Consider the following 14,600-nt stretch of genomic DNA (forward strand, 5'->3'; position numbering starts at 1 on the left):
ATGGCAGTTGAGTGCGTAGTAGGCAGTCATGTAGCTCCCGAAGAACGATTTGATTTTTTCTGGCGTCAGCAAGGTGAATGGGTGGAAGAACCCAACCGGCGCCGTGGTGGTGAAAGTGGCGTGCAGCGGGTGATCAGCCCTAACGGCCGTTTGCTCTATTGCAAGCGCCAAACCGGGCACATCTACCGCAGCTGGCTGCACCCCTTTGGGCGTCCGACCGTGCTGCGTGAGCGTGATGCCCTCAAAGGCCTGCGTTTGCTGGATGTGCGTGTGCCGGAACTGGTGTTTTGCGAAGCGCGTCGCGACCCGGAGCACCAATGGAAGGCCCTGTTGGTGACCGCGTCCCTGGACGGTTTCGACGAGATTGAAAACTGGTACGCCGCCGGTGGCCGCGAACAGTATGGCGAGGCGGTCCACGAGCGCCTGCTGCAAGAGTTGGCCGGTACCTTGGCCCGTATGCACAAAGGCCGCTGGCAACACGGTTGCCTGTATATCAAGCACATTTTCGTGCGGGTTACCGGTGAGCCTGATGCGGCGACTGTGGAAGTGGCCCTGCTGGACTTTGAGAAATGCCGCCAGCGCCTGACCGCTTATCGGGCCGCGTCCCACGACATGCTGCAATTGCGTCGCCATTCGTCGTGGAATGATACCGACTGGAAAAAACTCAGCTACTTTTACGAGACGGCGTTTGGCAGCGCTATCAAGGGTTTAACCAGATGAAGCTAGAAATAGCACGAGGTTTGTTTCTGGTCGGGGCATTGGGTGTTGCAGCCCTGGCCCTGGCGGTATGGGAGCAACCTCGTACACAAGTGTTGAGTGCGGTAGACGGTGGTGGGCAATGCCTGCTGCCACGCATTGCCAAGACGAGTGTGGCGGCCAAGCCCGACCATGAATTGCTGTTATTCATGTTCGGCATGTCTCAAGCGATGAGGCCGCAAAGTTGAAACGATTGACACAAAAAAGGGCCTTGCGACGCAAGGCCCTTTTTTGTGTCTGACACCTCAACTGTTGTAGGAGCGAGCTTGCTCGCGAAAAACCTGCAGACGACACGTTCATTCAGGATGGACGCGTTATCGTTGGCGATCTTCGCGAGCAAGCTCGCTCCTACAGAAGAGTAATTTCAGACCAAGTGCAGGTGGTTATCCCAGAACCCCGCCGGTAGCTCCAGTGGTGTTGCCAGTAACTTTTTCTGGCGGCAGTCATAGAAGCGGCAACGTCCCTGACCGGATGTCACCACAAAGCCATCTGCCACAGCACCCACCCCCGCACAGTCCGGCAAGGGCCCATCCAGGCGCAGCTCGGCGGTGTCCATGTCCCAGATAAAAAAGCGGTTGCCCCGAGGTGCCGTCAGCGCCACCAGGCGCAGTTCGCTGTGCACCGCCACGCTGGCGGTGTAATGCCCCATCGCCTGCAACTGTTCATCAGCCACCGGGAACGCCACGAACGGCTGCCCCGGGCGCTTGATCGCCAGCAGCTCGGAACGCTCCTGGGACGGGCCCATGAACTGCTGCCCGGTGAGGATGGTGCCATCGCTGGCGATACCCATGTGCCGCACGCTGTTCATCTGCTGGGCCAGGGTTTCCTTGCTGATCAGGCTGCCATCGCGCCGCATCAGCACCAGGCTTGGCTCCATGGCGTTGAGGTTCATCTCTACCCGGCTTTCGGCTTCGGTGCGAATGCCACCGTTGGCCACGATCAGCGTCTCGCCGTCGGGCATCCACGCGACTTGATGCGGGCCGATGCCGTGGGTGGATATCTCGCCGCTGTGCACCAGCCGCTCACCTTCGAACTTATACACACCCAAGAGGCCGCGGCCAGGGTCGGAGGTGTCGTTCTCGGTGGCGTATAGCCAGTCACCGCTCTTGTGGATCACCGCATGGCCATAGAAATGGCGGTTGGCGTTGGAGGTGATGGTTTGCAGCAGCCTGCCATCGCGCAGGTCGATCAGGTAACTCTCGGTGCCCGGCCGACGGGCCACGAACAGCGCAATCGGCAACGTCGGGTGGTTGATGATGTCATGGCAGCGCTGGCCGACCTGAGTGGCAAATACCGGCTTGCCGTCCAGGCGATAGCCGACAGCGTAGTGCTTGCCGTCGGCATCATCGCGCGCCGACAGCAGCAGCGGGCCTTTGTCTTTGTGCTTGAACAGCGTCCAGCCACCCAAGGTGATAGCGCTGAGCAGCACGCTGCCCACCGCCAAAGCCTGTCGCCTGAGCATCATCAGTCACCGTCGTTGGCGTTAAAGCCTAGTTGGACGCCCAGCGCCTTGGCCAATTCGCCTTCATGCAGGCGGTGCACCACGTTGAGGCTGTCGTAGATGTCATTGAGTTGCTGGCGCCCGGCGTCGTCGTTCAACAGTTCGTTGAGGGTGCGCTGGTTGCTGGCGAACAGTTTCAGCGACGCTGCGTAGGCGGCGTCGATTTTCTCGGCCAATGGCTTCTGGTCCGCCGGCAGCAGGCCGCGCAGGCCTTTGTTATCGACGCCTACCCACACGGTCTGCGCTGCGGCGAGGCTGGCCTCCAGGCTTTGCAGGGACGACTGGCTGCGCCAGGCATCGGCCTGGAACGGTTGCGGGATGCCCTTGGTCTGGCGGCCCATTGGGGTGCCGAGTTTTTTCTTCAGGGTGTCCAGAGCGGTCACTTGCACGCGCAGCAGGTCTGCGATGGCTTCGTGGGAATCCGCGTAGCGCTGGTTCGGAAACTTGGTCATCTGCGCGAGCATGCCGTCGGTGCTGTTCCAGCTGGCCAGGATCTCTTCGGCCAGGACTTTCTGACGTTCACCGATCGCCATCAGCAGCGGGCAATAGCGCGCTTTCTGGGCGGCGTCGGCGACGTCGGGCTTGGCGTCGTAGAGGATGTATTCGTAGGCCGACAGGCCCTGCACCACCACGCTGGATTTCGCCAGGGCCGCGGCGTCGATCTGCGGCTGGGCGCTGACCAGTTGCTCGACCTGACGGCCTACCAGGTTCTTCTTGTCTGGCCAGAATTGCACCTGCCACGCCCGGTTGCCTTCGGCCAACGGGCCGATCAGCAGCGGTTGCAGCTCGGCCCAGGCTTTTTGCGCGTGCAGGAAGTCGGCGCGGGCGGTGTCCAGGCTTTCCTTGCCTTGGCAGTAGGCCAGGGCGCTGACGGCCAGTTGACGGTCGGCCTCAACCCAGCGGCTGTAGGTCGGCAGGATCACTTGCTTGGCGATGGCTGCCGAGGTCACTGCTTGTGGGTCTTGGGGCGAGCAGGCGCCCAAGGCCAGGGCGGCGAGGCTGGTGAACAACAACTTGGGACGAAACATGTCGAGCTCCCTTCTGTAAGTGGGGCAAAGCTTATAAAGAATTCAGGAACGCCAGCAACGCGGCACGTTGCTCGGCATTGAACGACAACACATGTTGCTGCGCCGCTTGGGCTTCACCGCCATGCCACAGCACGGCTTCAAGCAGGTTGCGGGCGCGGCCGTCATGCAGGAACTGGGTGTGGCCACTCACGGTTTGCGTCAGGCCGATACCCCACAGCGGCGGGGTGCGCCAGTCGCGGCCGGTGGCTTTGAATTCGCTACGGTTGTCGGCCAGGCCTTCGCCCATATCGTGCAGCAGCAGGTCGCTGTAGGGGCGGATCAACTGGTTGGCCAACTCAGGTTCGGCGGCATTGGCGGCCGTGGTGAAGCTGGGCTTGTGACAGCCCTGGCAACCGGCCTGGTAGAACAGGTTCTTGCCGGCCAGCACTTGTGGCGTATCAATGTCGCGGCGCGCGGGCACTGCGAGGTTGCGGGTGTAGAACAGCACCAGGCGCAGGATGTTATCGCTGACTTCCGGCTCGCCCTGGGGGCCATTGCCGTTGGGCGCCTGCTTGCAGGCCACTTGGGCGTCGGTGCAGTCATCGAAGGGTCTCAGGGACGTGGTGAGGCCCATATCACCAGAAAACGCGTGAACGTTTTGTTGATTGAGGTTGGGCTGCCCGGCTTTCCAGCCAAAACGCCCGAGCACGGTTGTGTTCTGAGCGTCATCCCAGACCCAATTGGCGCGACCCACGATGGCCTCTTTGTCGGCGGTCTTGGGGTTAGTGTTGCGCAGGATATCGGCATCGCTGATTGCTTCGAGCAGGCCCAGGCCGATCATCGGCGGGGCGATACGCGCCGAGAAGCGTGTGTCGGGGTGCATCGGGCCGTAGCCAAGTTGGGTGATCTGCAGGTCGGGCTTGCGCAATTCAACCACCGTACCGTCCTTGAACCTGACGTTGACCGGTGTGTAGTCGACCCGCACCTTGCCTTCCGGCGCAACGCCAGGCACGGCCATGTCCTGGAGTTGCGCGCCATAGACGGGCTCGGGCACCACGCCGATCTGTTCGATGAGCCTGGCGTAGGCTGACTGCTCTGTAATAGAGGGATGGATGGACAGGCGCACCAGCATCGACACGGCATTGGGCGCGTCGGGCAGCGGCGGGTGGGCACGGCCATCCTTGATATGGCAGTTCTGGCAGGCGTTGGTATTGAACAGTGGTCCCAGGCCATCGCGCGCTGTGGTGGTGGACGGCGCAATCACCCACGGGTTGCGAAAGAAACTGTTGCCGACGCTGAAGTCCAGGCGCCGCGTCGGCGCGAGGTTGGCCGAGGGCAGGGAAAAGGCGTTCTGGTCGCGCTTGTTTACCGTCGCCGCGCCACCGGCCCGCGATTCACCCGGCTCTGCTTTCGTGAAGCGAGGGGCGTCGTCGCAAGCAGTCAGGCTTAAAGCCATCAACGCTGCAGGCAGGTACAAAAGCGCACGGAACATCGTGATTCCTGGACGAGGGCAGAAAATTAAGGCGCAAAGTCTAACAGGGCAGGGCAGATTGAATAAGAGCAATTATCGTTTGGTGGCATCCCGATTCTTTCCCGCTAGAATGACTGCACATTTTTTATGGAGGTGGCCAATGCAGGCTCTCGACGCTTTGCTCAACCGTGTTTCCGTGCCCCGTTTGCTCGACCCGGCACCGACCCAGGAGCAGCGCGACCTGCTGTTCGCCGCCGCCATGCGTGCGCCCGACCACGGTCAACTGCGCCCGTGGCGTTTCCTTACCGTGGAAGGCGCCGCCCGTGAACAGATGGGCACGCTGTTGGCCGAAGCCGCTCGTTTGCAAGACGCCGACGCACCGCAAGCCGACATCGACAAGGCCCAGAACGGCCCGCTGCGTGCGCCGCTGGTGGTGGTGGTGATTGCACGTGTGCAAGAGCATTTCAAAGTGCCCAAGTCCGAGCAATTGCTGGCCGCCGCCTGTGCGGCCCACGGCATTCTGCTGGCGGCGTATGCTCAGGGCATTGGTGCGGTGTGGCGTACCGGCGAATTGTCCTACTCGGCCCATGTCGCCAAGGGCCTGGGGCTGGCGGCGAATGAAGAAGTGATTGGCTTTCTCTACCTGGGCACACCGCAGAACCCGCCGCGAACTGCGCCGAAGGAAGACCTGACGCCGTTCGTCCAGGCCTGGCCCGGCCGGTAATTCACCACCGTCTTGCTCTATATGTAGGAGCGAGCTTGCTCGCGAAAAACTCACAGGCGCCGCGTTTATTCAGGAAGCACGCGTTATCGTTGACGTTTTTCGCGAGCAAGCTCGCTCCTACAGGAGGCAATGTTTTCAGAACCGAGTCAGACCCTGAACTGATCCATCAACTTCATCTGCTGGCTGGCCAGCGCATTGAGCTGGCTGCTGATCGCCGCCGACTCGGTGGCCTGGCCCGTGAGGGTTTCAGTCACGGTGCGAATCGCCGAGACGTTGCGGTTGACCTCTTCGGCCACCGCGCTCTGCTGTTCGGCCGCGCTGGCGATTTGCAGGTTCATGTCGCTGATCACCGTGACCGCGTCGCTGATCTTGCCCAGGGCTTGCACGGCTTGATGGATCTGCCCGGCATTGCTCTGCGCCTGGTGCTGGCTGGAGTGCATGGTCGCCACTACGCCACGGGTGCCGCTCTGGATACGCTCGATCACCAGGCGGATTTCTTCCACCGAGTCCTGGGTGCGTTTGGCCAGGTTGCGCACTTCGTCGGCCACCACCGCAAAACCACGCCCGCTTTCCCCAGCGCGCGCCGCTTCAATTGCTGCGTTCAATGCCAGCAGGTTGGTCTGTTCGGCAATGCTGCGGATCACCTCCAACACTGAACCGATTTGCTCGCTGTTGACCGCCAGGGCTTCGACTTCGCCCACGGCTTTGCTGACTTCGTCGGCCAGGGTGGTGATATCGCGGGTGCTCTGCTCGATGATTGACATGCCCTCGCGTGCCGACTGGTCGGCGCCACGTGCCGCGCTGGCGGCATTGGAGGCGCTGTTGGCCACGTCGTGGGCGGTGGCGCTCATTTCGTTCGACGCGGTGGCGACCTGGTCGATTTCACGGAACTGCACCTGCATGCCTTCGCTGGTCTGGCGCGCAATGGCGGACGACTGATCGGCCGTCCCGCGGGCTTCGGTGATGCTTTGCTTGATCTGCGCAATGGTCGGCTGCAGTTTGTCGAGGAAGCGGTTGAACCAGTTCACCAGCTCGCCCAGTTCGTCCTTCTTGGCGTAGGCCAGGCGCTGGGTGAGGTCGCCGTCACCGCTGGCGATGTCCTTGAGCATGGCGGCCACGCTATTGATAGGGCGGGTCACGCCAGTAGCGGTCAGCCAGATCAACAGCAGGCCCAGCAGGCCAGCGGCGGCGGCCACCAGCAGGGCTTTGAGCGTGCCCGTGGCCTGGGCCTCGTCGAGTACGGCTTGCAGTTTTTCGTTGTCGGCCAGCATCACCGCTTTGGGCAGCTTGATCACCACGCCCCAGGATTTGGCACCAGCAATCGGCTTGAGCGGGTACACGGCACGAATGGTGTCGTCCTGTTCACGGATAACAGGCCGGTCATTGGCCAGCAGTTGCACGATCTCCTTGCCTTCGGCGCCGATGCTGTCGATCAGGTTCTTGCCGACTTTGGCCGGTTCACCGCTGTAGGCGGCGATCAGGCCGGTGCTGGACAGAATCTCCAGGTGGGCGGCGCCGTTGAACAGGTCTTTTTGCGCAGCATCGGTGGTCGCTTGCAGGGCGGTGAGGGCGATGTCCACGCCGACGACACCAATGACTTTGCCGTCGACGATCAGCGGCAAGGAAATGGTGGTCATCAGTACCGGTTTGCCGGCCACCGTGTCTTCGTACGGGTCCAGCAGGCAAGTGCTGCGCGTGTCCCGTGGGCAGGTGTACCAGATGTTGTAGGGCGTGCCGCTGAGGTTGAGGGTGGTCTTGGTCAGGTCATCTTCGACCATGATGGTGTTCTGGCCTTCGCCGCCAGCCCGGCTCCAGTAGCTGGAAAACCGACCTTTTTCATTGGAGACGCGCGCCTTGTCGTCGATGAATTCGCTGTCCTTGCCATCCAGCCCGTTGGGTTCGAAGGATAACCAGATGCCCAGCACCTTGGTGTTGCGCTCGAACGCGGTTTTAACGCTGCGGTTGAGCTCTTCACGCAGGGCCCCGGCTTCAAGGGAACGCTGGGTGCCCAACTGACGCAGGTCTTTGATCTGGTCGGCCAGGGCGGTGACCACCAGCAGGTTTTCGCCGAAGGTCTGCTGTAAGTGGCCGGCCTGTTCGGCCGCTTTGGATTGCAGCAACTGCTCCACGCTGGCGGTGAGCATTCGTGAGCTTGAATCACTGACCAACCGATCGTTCTGGTTGGTGTTGTAGATATTGATGCCGACCACCAGTGCAATCACACCCAGCAGACACAGGCCGGACAGCAACACGATTTTCAAGCGGATGGAGAGGGTGTCGAACATAGGTTCACTCACGAATGGACTTGTTGGAATGCACGCAAACGCGCCAAGTCCATTCGGCGTCATGCCTGAAACATCGGCGTCACAAATCAATTCATGAGGAACAGGCGATGAGCGGTAGGAAAACGCCTACACGCAGCCCTAGACGGGCCGTGCCAGTTGCTCGGGGCGGGACCAGATCCACAGGTTGCCCAGGCTCATCCCGGCAATTGCCAGGTACACCGGCCAGCCGTGATCAAGCATCACCAGCATCAACACGGCACACAGCAACATGCTCAGCGTGGCGCTGACCTTGGCGCGGCGGGCGATGATCTTGCCATTGCGCCAGTTGGACAGGATCGGCCCGAACAGGCGGTGGTTTTCCAGCCAGGCGCTGAGGCGCGGCGAGCTTTTGGTGGCGGCCCAGGCGGCGAGCAGGATGAATTCGGTGGTGGGCAATCCCGGTATGACAATCGCCACCAAGCCGATGCCCAGGCTGACATAGGCCAGCAGGCCAAAGAGAACTTGGGCGATTTTGGAGGAGGATTGGGGTTTGCCGGTCATGCTGCAGTTTTCTGGTGGGAGGGTTTACACATTGTCAGCGATGAAATGCACTCAAATGTGGGAGCTGGCTTGCCTGCGATAGCGGTGCATCAGGTTAAACATCTGGAGCTGACCCGCCGCCATCGCAGGCAAGCCAGCTCCCACCTTGAACCGCCGTCTACCAGAACATTTACGCCAGTTCTGGGGCGCTAGCGTACGCCTGTTCCAGCAGCACGGTGAAGCGCACAAACGCATCAATCGCGCCTTTTTCCACCGCAGCTTCTTCCTCGGCGCTGAATGCCAGGCCGTCGAGGGTGCGGGTGAAGCTCTTCCAGCCCTCGGCGCGACCGCCGGCCGGCTCGCCCAAGTGGCGCGCACCGAAGGTTTCACTCAGGCCCAGGCCCACGGCGCGCTTGATCAGGAACGCAGCGCCCAGCTTGGAGCCTTCGGAGACGAACAGCCAGCCCAAGGCTTCGGCTTTGCTGGGGTTGTTCACCGCGCCGGCAACCGGGGCCGGGATTTCGGTGTCCAGGTCTGCCAGGTCGAGCTTGGCGGCTTCGGCGCGGCAGCGGGCGGTCAGGTCAGGGATGATCTGGTTCAGCTCGGCATCGTTGTACAGGGCCACCAGTTCCGATTGGAACAGGTACTGGGCCACTACGAAGCGGGCGAAGTTGGCTTGGGTTTCGAACGGCGCGTGAGCCTTCACCAACGCGTCGAGCTTGGTGTGCGGCTCGTTGGTGATCTGGTTCAGGCGCTGGGAGCGCAGGCTTGGGCGTTCTGCGGTGGAAGAAGCAGTCATGAAAAAGTCCTTGAGAAGGGGAGCGCCTGGGTGCCCTAAAGAGAGCCGTTATCAACTAGACGAACAAGAAGACGCGGGACAGTAAAAAATCCTCACCTCGCCGCGGATGCAATGGCGGCGAGGTGAGGCGGATGGGTCAGATGTCCCAGATCACGTTGATCGCAAAGTTGCGACCGGGCTGGGTCAGGCGGTCGAGGTTGGCCGGGCCGGTCACACCGGCTTCGCCGACGCTGTCGTAGCTGCGCACGTCATCCCAGTTCCAGTACTTCTTGTCGGTGAGGTTGTAGAGGCCACCGTTGACGGTCACGTCTTTGCTCACCTTGTAGTAAGCGGTCAGGTCGAGGATGCCGAAGCCCGGGGTCTTGAACGGGCCGTCGGTGCCGCCGTCGGGCGCGTGGAAGGTCGTGCTGTCGACGCGGTCCTGTTTTTTTACCAAGGTCCAGCTCAGCAGGCCACCGTAGGTGTCCTGGTCGTAGCCCAGGCCAAACACGCCCTTGAGCGGGTTGACGCTGTTCAACGGCTCGCCATTGTCGTCATTGCGACCGTGGGTGTAGGCAACCGAGCCTTGGGTATACAGGCCCTTCGGCGCGCCGAAGGTATCCAGGTTCAGGCGGCCCTTGGCTTCCACGCCCTTGATGGTGGCGCGCTTGATGTTGACCGCCTGGAACTGCTCCACGGTGCCGCCGACCACGGCGTTGTCTTCGTCGATAAAGTCACGGTACTTGTTGTAGTACACCGCAATATCGAAGGAGCCTTCGTCGAATTTGCCGCGAATCCCGGTTTCGATGCCTTTGCTGGTTTCTGGCTTGAGATCGGGGTTGGGTTCGACGGTGTAGCCCAGGTTAAGGTTTTCGAAGCGACCGTACAGCGCTTTGGCAGACGGCGTGCGGAAGCCCTCGGCGTATTGGCCGAACCAGGTGTAGTTGTCGGTCAGGGCGTAGGTCAGGCCGAACTTGGGTGTTACGCGGTTCCAGGTCTTGTCTTTGCCATCGACGGCATAGGCGCCGGTCGGGTTGACGGTGTTGAGGAATTCCTGGGTCAGCTTGGGCTTGAGCCGGGTGTAGTCATACCGCACGGCGGGCAGGAAGGTCCATTTGTCCCAGGTGATCTGGTCCTGGGCGAACAGCGAGTAGGTGTTGATGGTCGGGTCGGGGAAGTCGCTGGCCTTTTTCACGCTGTCGCTGGCTGATGGGCTGGGCGCGCCGATGGCGGTGCAGCCGGCGCCAATGGCCAGGCACGAGGCCGAGCCTTCGCGTGATCCGGTGACTTTCTGCTGCTTGAGGGTGGTGCCGTAGGTGACCTGGTGGTCGGTTTCACCGAGGCTGAATGCTTTGTCCAGTTGCGCGTCGAAAACCCACTGTTTTTCTTCGTAAAGGGTGTCGCGGGTACGCAGGACGCGACGGCCGGCCTGGTAGATTTCGGCGGTGGTCTGGTCGGTCTTGGCGATCTGGTAGTTGAGGCTGGTCTTGATGCGGTCGGCAATCGGCGACTCCAGGGCGAAGGTGTTTTCCAGGCCGAAGCGCTCGCGGGTAATGGTGTCGTTACCGCGACGGTCGCGGTACAGGTTCATGCCTCGGCCACCGATGAACGGGCCGCCCACTGCGTTTTTCAGATTGACGTCGCGGTCATCCTTGAACTTCTCATAGGTCAGGCCCAAGCGATTGTCATCGCCATAGTTCCAGCCCAGCTTGGCCAGCACGTTGGTGGTGCGCGCATCTTCCGGGTTGGCGCCGGTACGGGCCAGGCCGGTGGCGTTGTTGCCATCGTAGGATTCGGTTTCATGGCCATTGCGCTGGCTCAGGTGCAGCAAACCGTCGAAGTCTTGCACACGCCCGGCGAAGGTGCCGGAGGTCAGCCAGCTCTCGTCGGCGGAGCTGTAGCCGGTCTTCAGGCGAGCGCCGACGTCCTGGCCTGGCTTGATGATGTCATCCGGATCGAGGGTGAAATAACTCACCGCGCCACCGATGGCGCTGCTGCCGTACAGGGCCGAGGCCGGGCCGCGCAGGATCTCCACGCGCTTGACGATTTCCGGGTCGACGTAGTTGCGACGGGTCTTGGCGTAGGGGCCGTTGAAGAAATTGTCGGGCACTTCGACGCCATCCACCTGGGTGAGCACGCGATCGCCGTCGATACCGCGAATGTTGTAGCCCGCGTTACCCGAGCGCGTACCAGCGCCGCCGACGGAAACGCCGGGTTCGTAGCGCACCAGTTCACGGATGTTGTTGACGTTCTGGCGGTCCAGTTCTTCGCGGTCGTGCACGCTGACGGTGCTCGGTACGCTGTTCACATCCTGTTCATTGCGGGTGGCGCTGATGGTCACCTGTTGCAGGGCGAGGGCGCTGCCGGCGCTACGTTTTTCCAGCACGATGTTGTTGGTGCCCAATTTGCGATAGCTCAGGTTGGTCCCCACCAACAGCCGCTCCAGGGCTTTTTCCGCTGGCAGCGGGCCGCGCACGCCTGGGGACGATACGCCCTGGCCCAGTTCGGCCGGCAGGCCGACTTGCCAACCGGTCACTGCGGTAAAGGCGTTAAGCGCCGACACCAGTGGCTGCTGTTCGATGCTGAACGTGTAATTGGCGTGGCTGCGAGCGGCAGGTTCCGCGGCGGTGGCGCTCATGACGGGGGCGCCAGCCAGAAGGATCGCAGCGGTCAGCAAGGACAAAACGGGCGAAGCAGACCGGCGGTTGAAACGAGAGGACATCGAGAGCGCTCCGGGAGACGAATCTTATAGTTGCGAACCGAACCAAATAGGAATCAGTTGCATTGGCTATAACGAGACGTATCGCCGGTTAACATCGAGTAAAAATAATTCTCATTTAGTTCAGGATCACCAGCGCCGGGTACTCCGACAGCTTGGCCGAGGTGATGTGAGCCAGGGAGCGCACCACGTCCAGGGGCTGGTCGAGGCGGTAGTTGCCGGTGACGGCGACGCTGGCCAGTTGCTCGTTGTTGTTGACGATCCAGCCTGGGTAATAGCGGCGCAACTCAGCCAGCACTTCGCTCAGCGGGCAGTTTTCGAACACCAGCCGGCCCTGCACCCAGGCCAGGTCCTTGCTGGGATCGAGCTTGGCCGGTAGGCCGAAACCCTTGGGGCCGATGCGGATGCTTTCACCGGCGCTCAGGCGCACACGGGCATCGTCGAAAGTATTGCTCAGGTCGACATCGCCGCGCTGCACTTGGACCTGGGCTTCACCATTGAGGTAGCGCACGGCAAAGGCGGTGTCACTCACGCTGGCGCGCACCGGGCCGGCGTCGATCTCCAGGGGCAGGCCACGGGTGGGCGCTATTTCAAAGAACGCTTCGCCCTGGTAGAGGCGGGCAATGCGCTGGTGGTCCTTGATGGTGCTGGAAAACGCCGAGTTGGTGTTCAGCAGCACCTTGGAGCCATCGTCCAGTTGCAGGCGCTGGCGCTCGCCCACCACCGTCAGATGGTCGGCCTGCAAACGCACCGGCAGGTTGCTGAAACTGAACAAGCCGACCAGTAACACGGCGGCGGTGGCCAGGGGTTTCCAGTGCGGTTTGATCCGGCGCCAGCCGCTGGGCTTGCGCGGTGCGGCGAGGGCCACGGCGGCGCTGTGTACCGGCGCGTCACCCCAAGCGGCCTGGGCCTTGCTGAAGGCGTGGACATGCGCCGGGTTCTGGGCCAGCCAGGCGTCGAACTCGGCCTGCTGGCCCGGTTGCGGGCACTGCAAGGCAATCAGCCAATCGAGGGCTTGGTCCATGGCCGCGTCTTGCAACACCTCATGAGCCAACGCATGGGGGCGCAGTTTATTCGGGTCCGTCACGGTGTTCCTCGGGTCTTCGCCACGTTCTATTCATTTTTCCTACAGCTTGGATCGACACCTCTGTCAGGTGAAGCTTAAGGCTGATCCAGCCTTTCGGCCACACCCACACAGATGGCCATGATCAATTTGAGTTCCTTTTGCACCGTGCTCAAGGACACACCCAACTGATCGGCAATCTCCTGGTAGCTGCAACCGTGCAGGCGGCTGAGGATGAAAATCCGCTGTTGGCGGGCGCTCAACTGGCCGAGGCTGACACTCAGGTGCTCCAGCAGTTGCTCGGCCTGAGTGGCTTCCTCTGGCGTGCTGGCGGGCGCGGCGACGCTTTGCAGGACATCCAGCGGGACATCCTCCTGCAGCGTACGCGCCTGAATCCTGCGCGAGCGCAAATGATCCAGCGCCAGGTTGCGGGCTGTCTGGTAGACAAAAGGTTCAAGGTGGTCGATTGGCCGCTCGCTCAGGGCCCGAGTCACGCGCAGGTAGGTTTCCTGCAACAGGTCCTCGGCAGTGCTGTGGTTATGCACCATGCGTTGCAGAGTTCGTAGCAGGATCACCCGTTGGGTGAGGAAGACGTGGTTGAAGCGAGATTGGCTCACAGTGATACCAGACCGATTTGCAGTGAATGATAATGCTTATCATCAACTGAAATGGCAAGTGGCACTTTGAGATGCCTTGGAGATTGTGTGGGAGCCCGGCTCCCACACAAGTCAGTCCATGCAATCCAGCCCAGGGCTTATTCGGCGTTGCACAACGCCAGGCAGTTATCCAGCATACGGTTGGAGAAGCCCCACTCGTTGTCATACCACGCCAATACTTTGAGCAATTTGCCACTGACCTTGGTGTGATTGGCGTCGAAGATCGACGACAGCGGGTTATGGTTGAAGTCGCTGGAAACCAGCGGCAGGGTGTTGTAGCCGAGGATCTTCGAATGCTGGCTGGCGTGTTTGAGCAGGGCATTGACTTCGTCGGCCGTGGCTTCTTTCTTCAGCTGCACGGTGAGGTCCACCAGCGACACGTTGATCACCGGTACGCGTACCGCCATGCCGGTCAGCTTGCCTGCCAGTTCCGGCAGCACCAGGCCCACCGCTTCAGCGGCGCCGGTCTTGCTCGGGATCATGTTCTGGGTGGCCGAACGCGCGCGGTACGGGTCGGTGTGGTACACGTCGGTGAGGTTCTGGTCGTTGGTGTAGGCGTGAATGGTGGTCATCAGCCCACTTTCGATGCCCAGCTCGCGATGCAGCACCTGGGCCACCGGCGCCAGGCAGTTGGTGGTGCACGATGCGTTGGAAATGATCTGGTGGGATTGACGCAAAATGTCATGGTTTACCCCATAGACCACCGTGGCGTCCGCGCCCTTGGCCGGGGCCGAGATGATTACTTTGCGCGCGCCGGCGCTAATATGGGCGGCAGCCTTGTCACGGTCGGTGAACAGACCGGTGCATTCGAACACCACGTCAATCTTGTGCGCAGCCCACGGCAGGTCGGCGGGGTTGCGAATGGCACTCACGGCAATCCGGTCACCGTTGACGGTCAGGCTTTCCTGATCGTGGGCAACCTCTGCGTCGAAAGTGCCGTGTACGGTGTCGTACTTGAGCAGGTGGGCATTGATCGAGCTGTCGCCCAAATCGTTGATGGCGACGATCTGCAGATCCTGGCGATAGCCTTGGGTATACAGTGCGCGCAGGACATTACGGCCGATACGGCCAAAACCATTGATTGCGATTCGAAGAGTCATCGGAAAGTGCCTGTCGTCGAT

13 protein-coding genes are annotated in these 14,600 nt (G+C 61.5%); 3 read left to right on the plus strand and 10 right to left on the minus strand.

What is annotated here, in order from left to right; all coding sequences use genetic code 11:
• Positions 1-720 (plus strand): lipopolysaccharide kinase InaA family protein, encoded by a 720-nt coding sequence (locus ODQ19_RS17235; protein ID WP_019817333.1) that lies wholly within the window; start codon positions 1-3, stop codon positions 718-720.
• Positions 717-944, plus strand: a complete 228-nt coding sequence (locus tag ODQ19_RS17240; protein ID WP_003193932.1) for a hypothetical protein — start codon at positions 717-719, stop codon at positions 942-944. The genes ODQ19_RS17235 and ODQ19_RS17240 overlap by 4 nt, the downstream gene beginning before the upstream one ends.
• A gap of 176 nt (positions 945-1,120) precedes the next feature.
• Here ODQ19_RS17240 and ODQ19_RS17245 read toward each other — a convergent pair whose 3' ends face one another.
• The 3 genes from ODQ19_RS17245 to ODQ19_RS17255 are packed head-to-tail and all read right to left on the minus strand — an operon-like array spanning position 1,121 to position 4,756.
• On the minus strand, positions 1,121-2,218 hold the full coding sequence (locus tag ODQ19_RS17245) for a DUF1513 domain-containing protein (protein WP_330210729.1): 1,098 nt from the start codon (positions 2,216-2,218) through the stop codon (positions 1,121-1,123).
• A gap of 2 nt (positions 2,219-2,220) precedes the next feature.
• A complete protein-coding gene (locus ODQ19_RS17250; RefSeq protein WP_032895451.1) occupies positions 2,221-3,285 on the minus strand; it encodes an imelysin family protein in 1,065 nt (354 codons plus the stop codon).
• 31 nt (positions 3,286-3,316) lie between these two features.
• Positions 3,317-4,756, minus strand: a complete 1,440-nt coding sequence (locus ODQ19_RS17255; protein ID WP_330210711.1) for a di-heme oxidoreductase family protein — start codon at positions 4,754-4,756, stop codon at positions 3,317-3,319.
• Between the two features lie 139 nt (positions 4,757-4,895).
• On the opposite strand from ODQ19_RS17255, the gene ODQ19_RS17260 reads away from it, so the two are divergent.
• The gene (locus ODQ19_RS17260) at positions 4,896-5,459 is read left to right on the plus strand and encodes an NAD(P)H nitroreductase (RefSeq protein ID WP_330210712.1); all 564 of its coding nucleotides are present in this window, start codon (positions 4,896-4,898) and stop codon (positions 5,457-5,459) included.
• Positions 5,460-5,605: 146 nt separating this feature from the next.
• Here the strand turns inward: ODQ19_RS17260 and ODQ19_RS17265 are convergent, their stop codons facing one another.
• The 7 genes from ODQ19_RS17265 to gap all read right to left on the minus strand — a co-directional run bounded on the left by ODQ19_RS17265 (position 5,606) and on the right by gap (position 14,579).
• On the minus strand, positions 5,606-7,744 hold the full coding sequence (locus tag ODQ19_RS17265; protein ID WP_096144452.1) for a methyl-accepting chemotaxis protein: 2,139 nt from the start codon (positions 7,742-7,744) through the stop codon (positions 5,606-5,608).
• A 138-nt stretch (positions 7,745-7,882) separates the two neighbouring features.
• Positions 7,883-8,284 (minus strand): YbaN family protein, encoded by a 402-nt coding sequence (locus ODQ19_RS17270; RefSeq protein WP_330210713.1) that lies wholly within the window; start codon positions 8,282-8,284, stop codon positions 7,883-7,885.
• A gap of 169 nt (positions 8,285-8,453) precedes the next feature.
• Positions 8,454-9,062, minus strand: coding sequence for a biliverdin-producing heme oxygenase (locus ODQ19_RS17275; protein WP_330210714.1), 609 nt, complete (start codon positions 9,060-9,062; stop codon positions 8,454-8,456).
• Positions 9,063-9,198: 136 nt separating this feature from the next.
• Positions 9,199-11,763, minus strand: a complete 2,565-nt coding sequence (locus ODQ19_RS17280) for a TonB-dependent receptor (RefSeq protein WP_330210715.1) — start codon at positions 11,761-11,763, stop codon at positions 9,199-9,201.
• A 115-nt stretch (positions 11,764-11,878) separates the two neighbouring features.
• A complete protein-coding gene (locus tag ODQ19_RS17285) occupies positions 11,879-12,847 on the minus strand; it encodes a FecR family protein (RefSeq protein ID WP_330210716.1) in 969 nt (322 codons plus the stop codon).
• Between the two features lie 74 nt (positions 12,848-12,921).
• Positions 12,922-13,440 (minus strand): RNA polymerase sigma factor, encoded by a 519-nt coding sequence (locus ODQ19_RS17290; RefSeq protein WP_003193922.1) that lies wholly within the window; start codon positions 13,438-13,440, stop codon positions 12,922-12,924.
• 137 nt (positions 13,441-13,577) lie between these two features.
• Positions 13,578-14,579, minus strand: coding sequence for a type I glyceraldehyde-3-phosphate dehydrogenase (gene gap / locus ODQ19_RS17295; protein WP_003193921.1), 1,002 nt, complete (start codon positions 14,577-14,579; stop codon positions 13,578-13,580).
• Positions 14,580-14,600: the final 21 nt, after the last annotated feature.

Source organism: Pseudomonas sp. AM4(2022) (assembly GCF_036346515.1).
In the GTDB taxonomy this organism is placed as follows: domain Bacteria; phylum Pseudomonadota; class Gammaproteobacteria; order Pseudomonadales; family Pseudomonadaceae; genus Aquipseudomonas; species Aquipseudomonas paracarnis.

Bases quoted from the DNA above. Each gene is read 5' to 3' on its own strand.
- ODQ19_RS17235 (WP_019817333.1), top strand. From the start codon at position 1: ATGGCAGTTGAGTGCGTAGTAGGCAGTCATGTAGCTCCCGAAGAACGA.
- ODQ19_RS17240 (WP_003193932.1), top strand. From the start codon at position 717: ATGAAGCTAGAAATAGCACGAGGTTTGTTTCTGGTCGGGGCATTGGGT.
- ODQ19_RS17245 (WP_330210729.1), bottom strand. From the start codon at position 2,218: ATGCTCAGGCGACAGGCTTTGGCGGTGGGCAGCGTGCTGCTCAGCGCT.
- ODQ19_RS17250 (WP_032895451.1), bottom strand. From the start codon at position 3,285: ATGTTTCGTCCCAAGTTGTTGTTCACCAGCCTCGCCGCCCTGGCCTTG.
- ODQ19_RS17255 (WP_330210711.1), bottom strand. From the start codon at position 4,756: ATGTTCCGTGCGCTTTTGTACCTGCCTGCAGCGTTGATGGCTTTAAGC.
- ODQ19_RS17260 (WP_330210712.1), top strand. From the start codon at position 4,896: ATGCAGGCTCTCGACGCTTTGCTCAACCGTGTTTCCGTGCCCCGTTTG.
- ODQ19_RS17265 (WP_096144452.1), bottom strand. From the start codon at position 7,744: ATGTTCGACACCCTCTCCATCCGCTTGAAAATCGTGTTGCTGTCCGGC.
- ODQ19_RS17270 (WP_330210713.1), bottom strand. From the start codon at position 8,284: ATGACCGGCAAACCCCAATCCTCCTCCAAAATCGCCCAAGTTCTCTTT.
- ODQ19_RS17275 (WP_330210714.1), bottom strand. From the start codon at position 9,062: ATGACTGCTTCTTCCACCGCAGAACGCCCAAGCCTGCGCTCCCAGCGC.
- ODQ19_RS17280 (WP_330210715.1), bottom strand. From the start codon at position 11,763: ATGTCCTCTCGTTTCAACCGCCGGTCTGCTTCGCCCGTTTTGTCCTTG.
- gap (WP_003193921.1), bottom strand. From the start codon at position 14,579: ATGACTCTTCGAATCGCAATCAATGGTTTTGGCCGTATCGGCCGTAAT.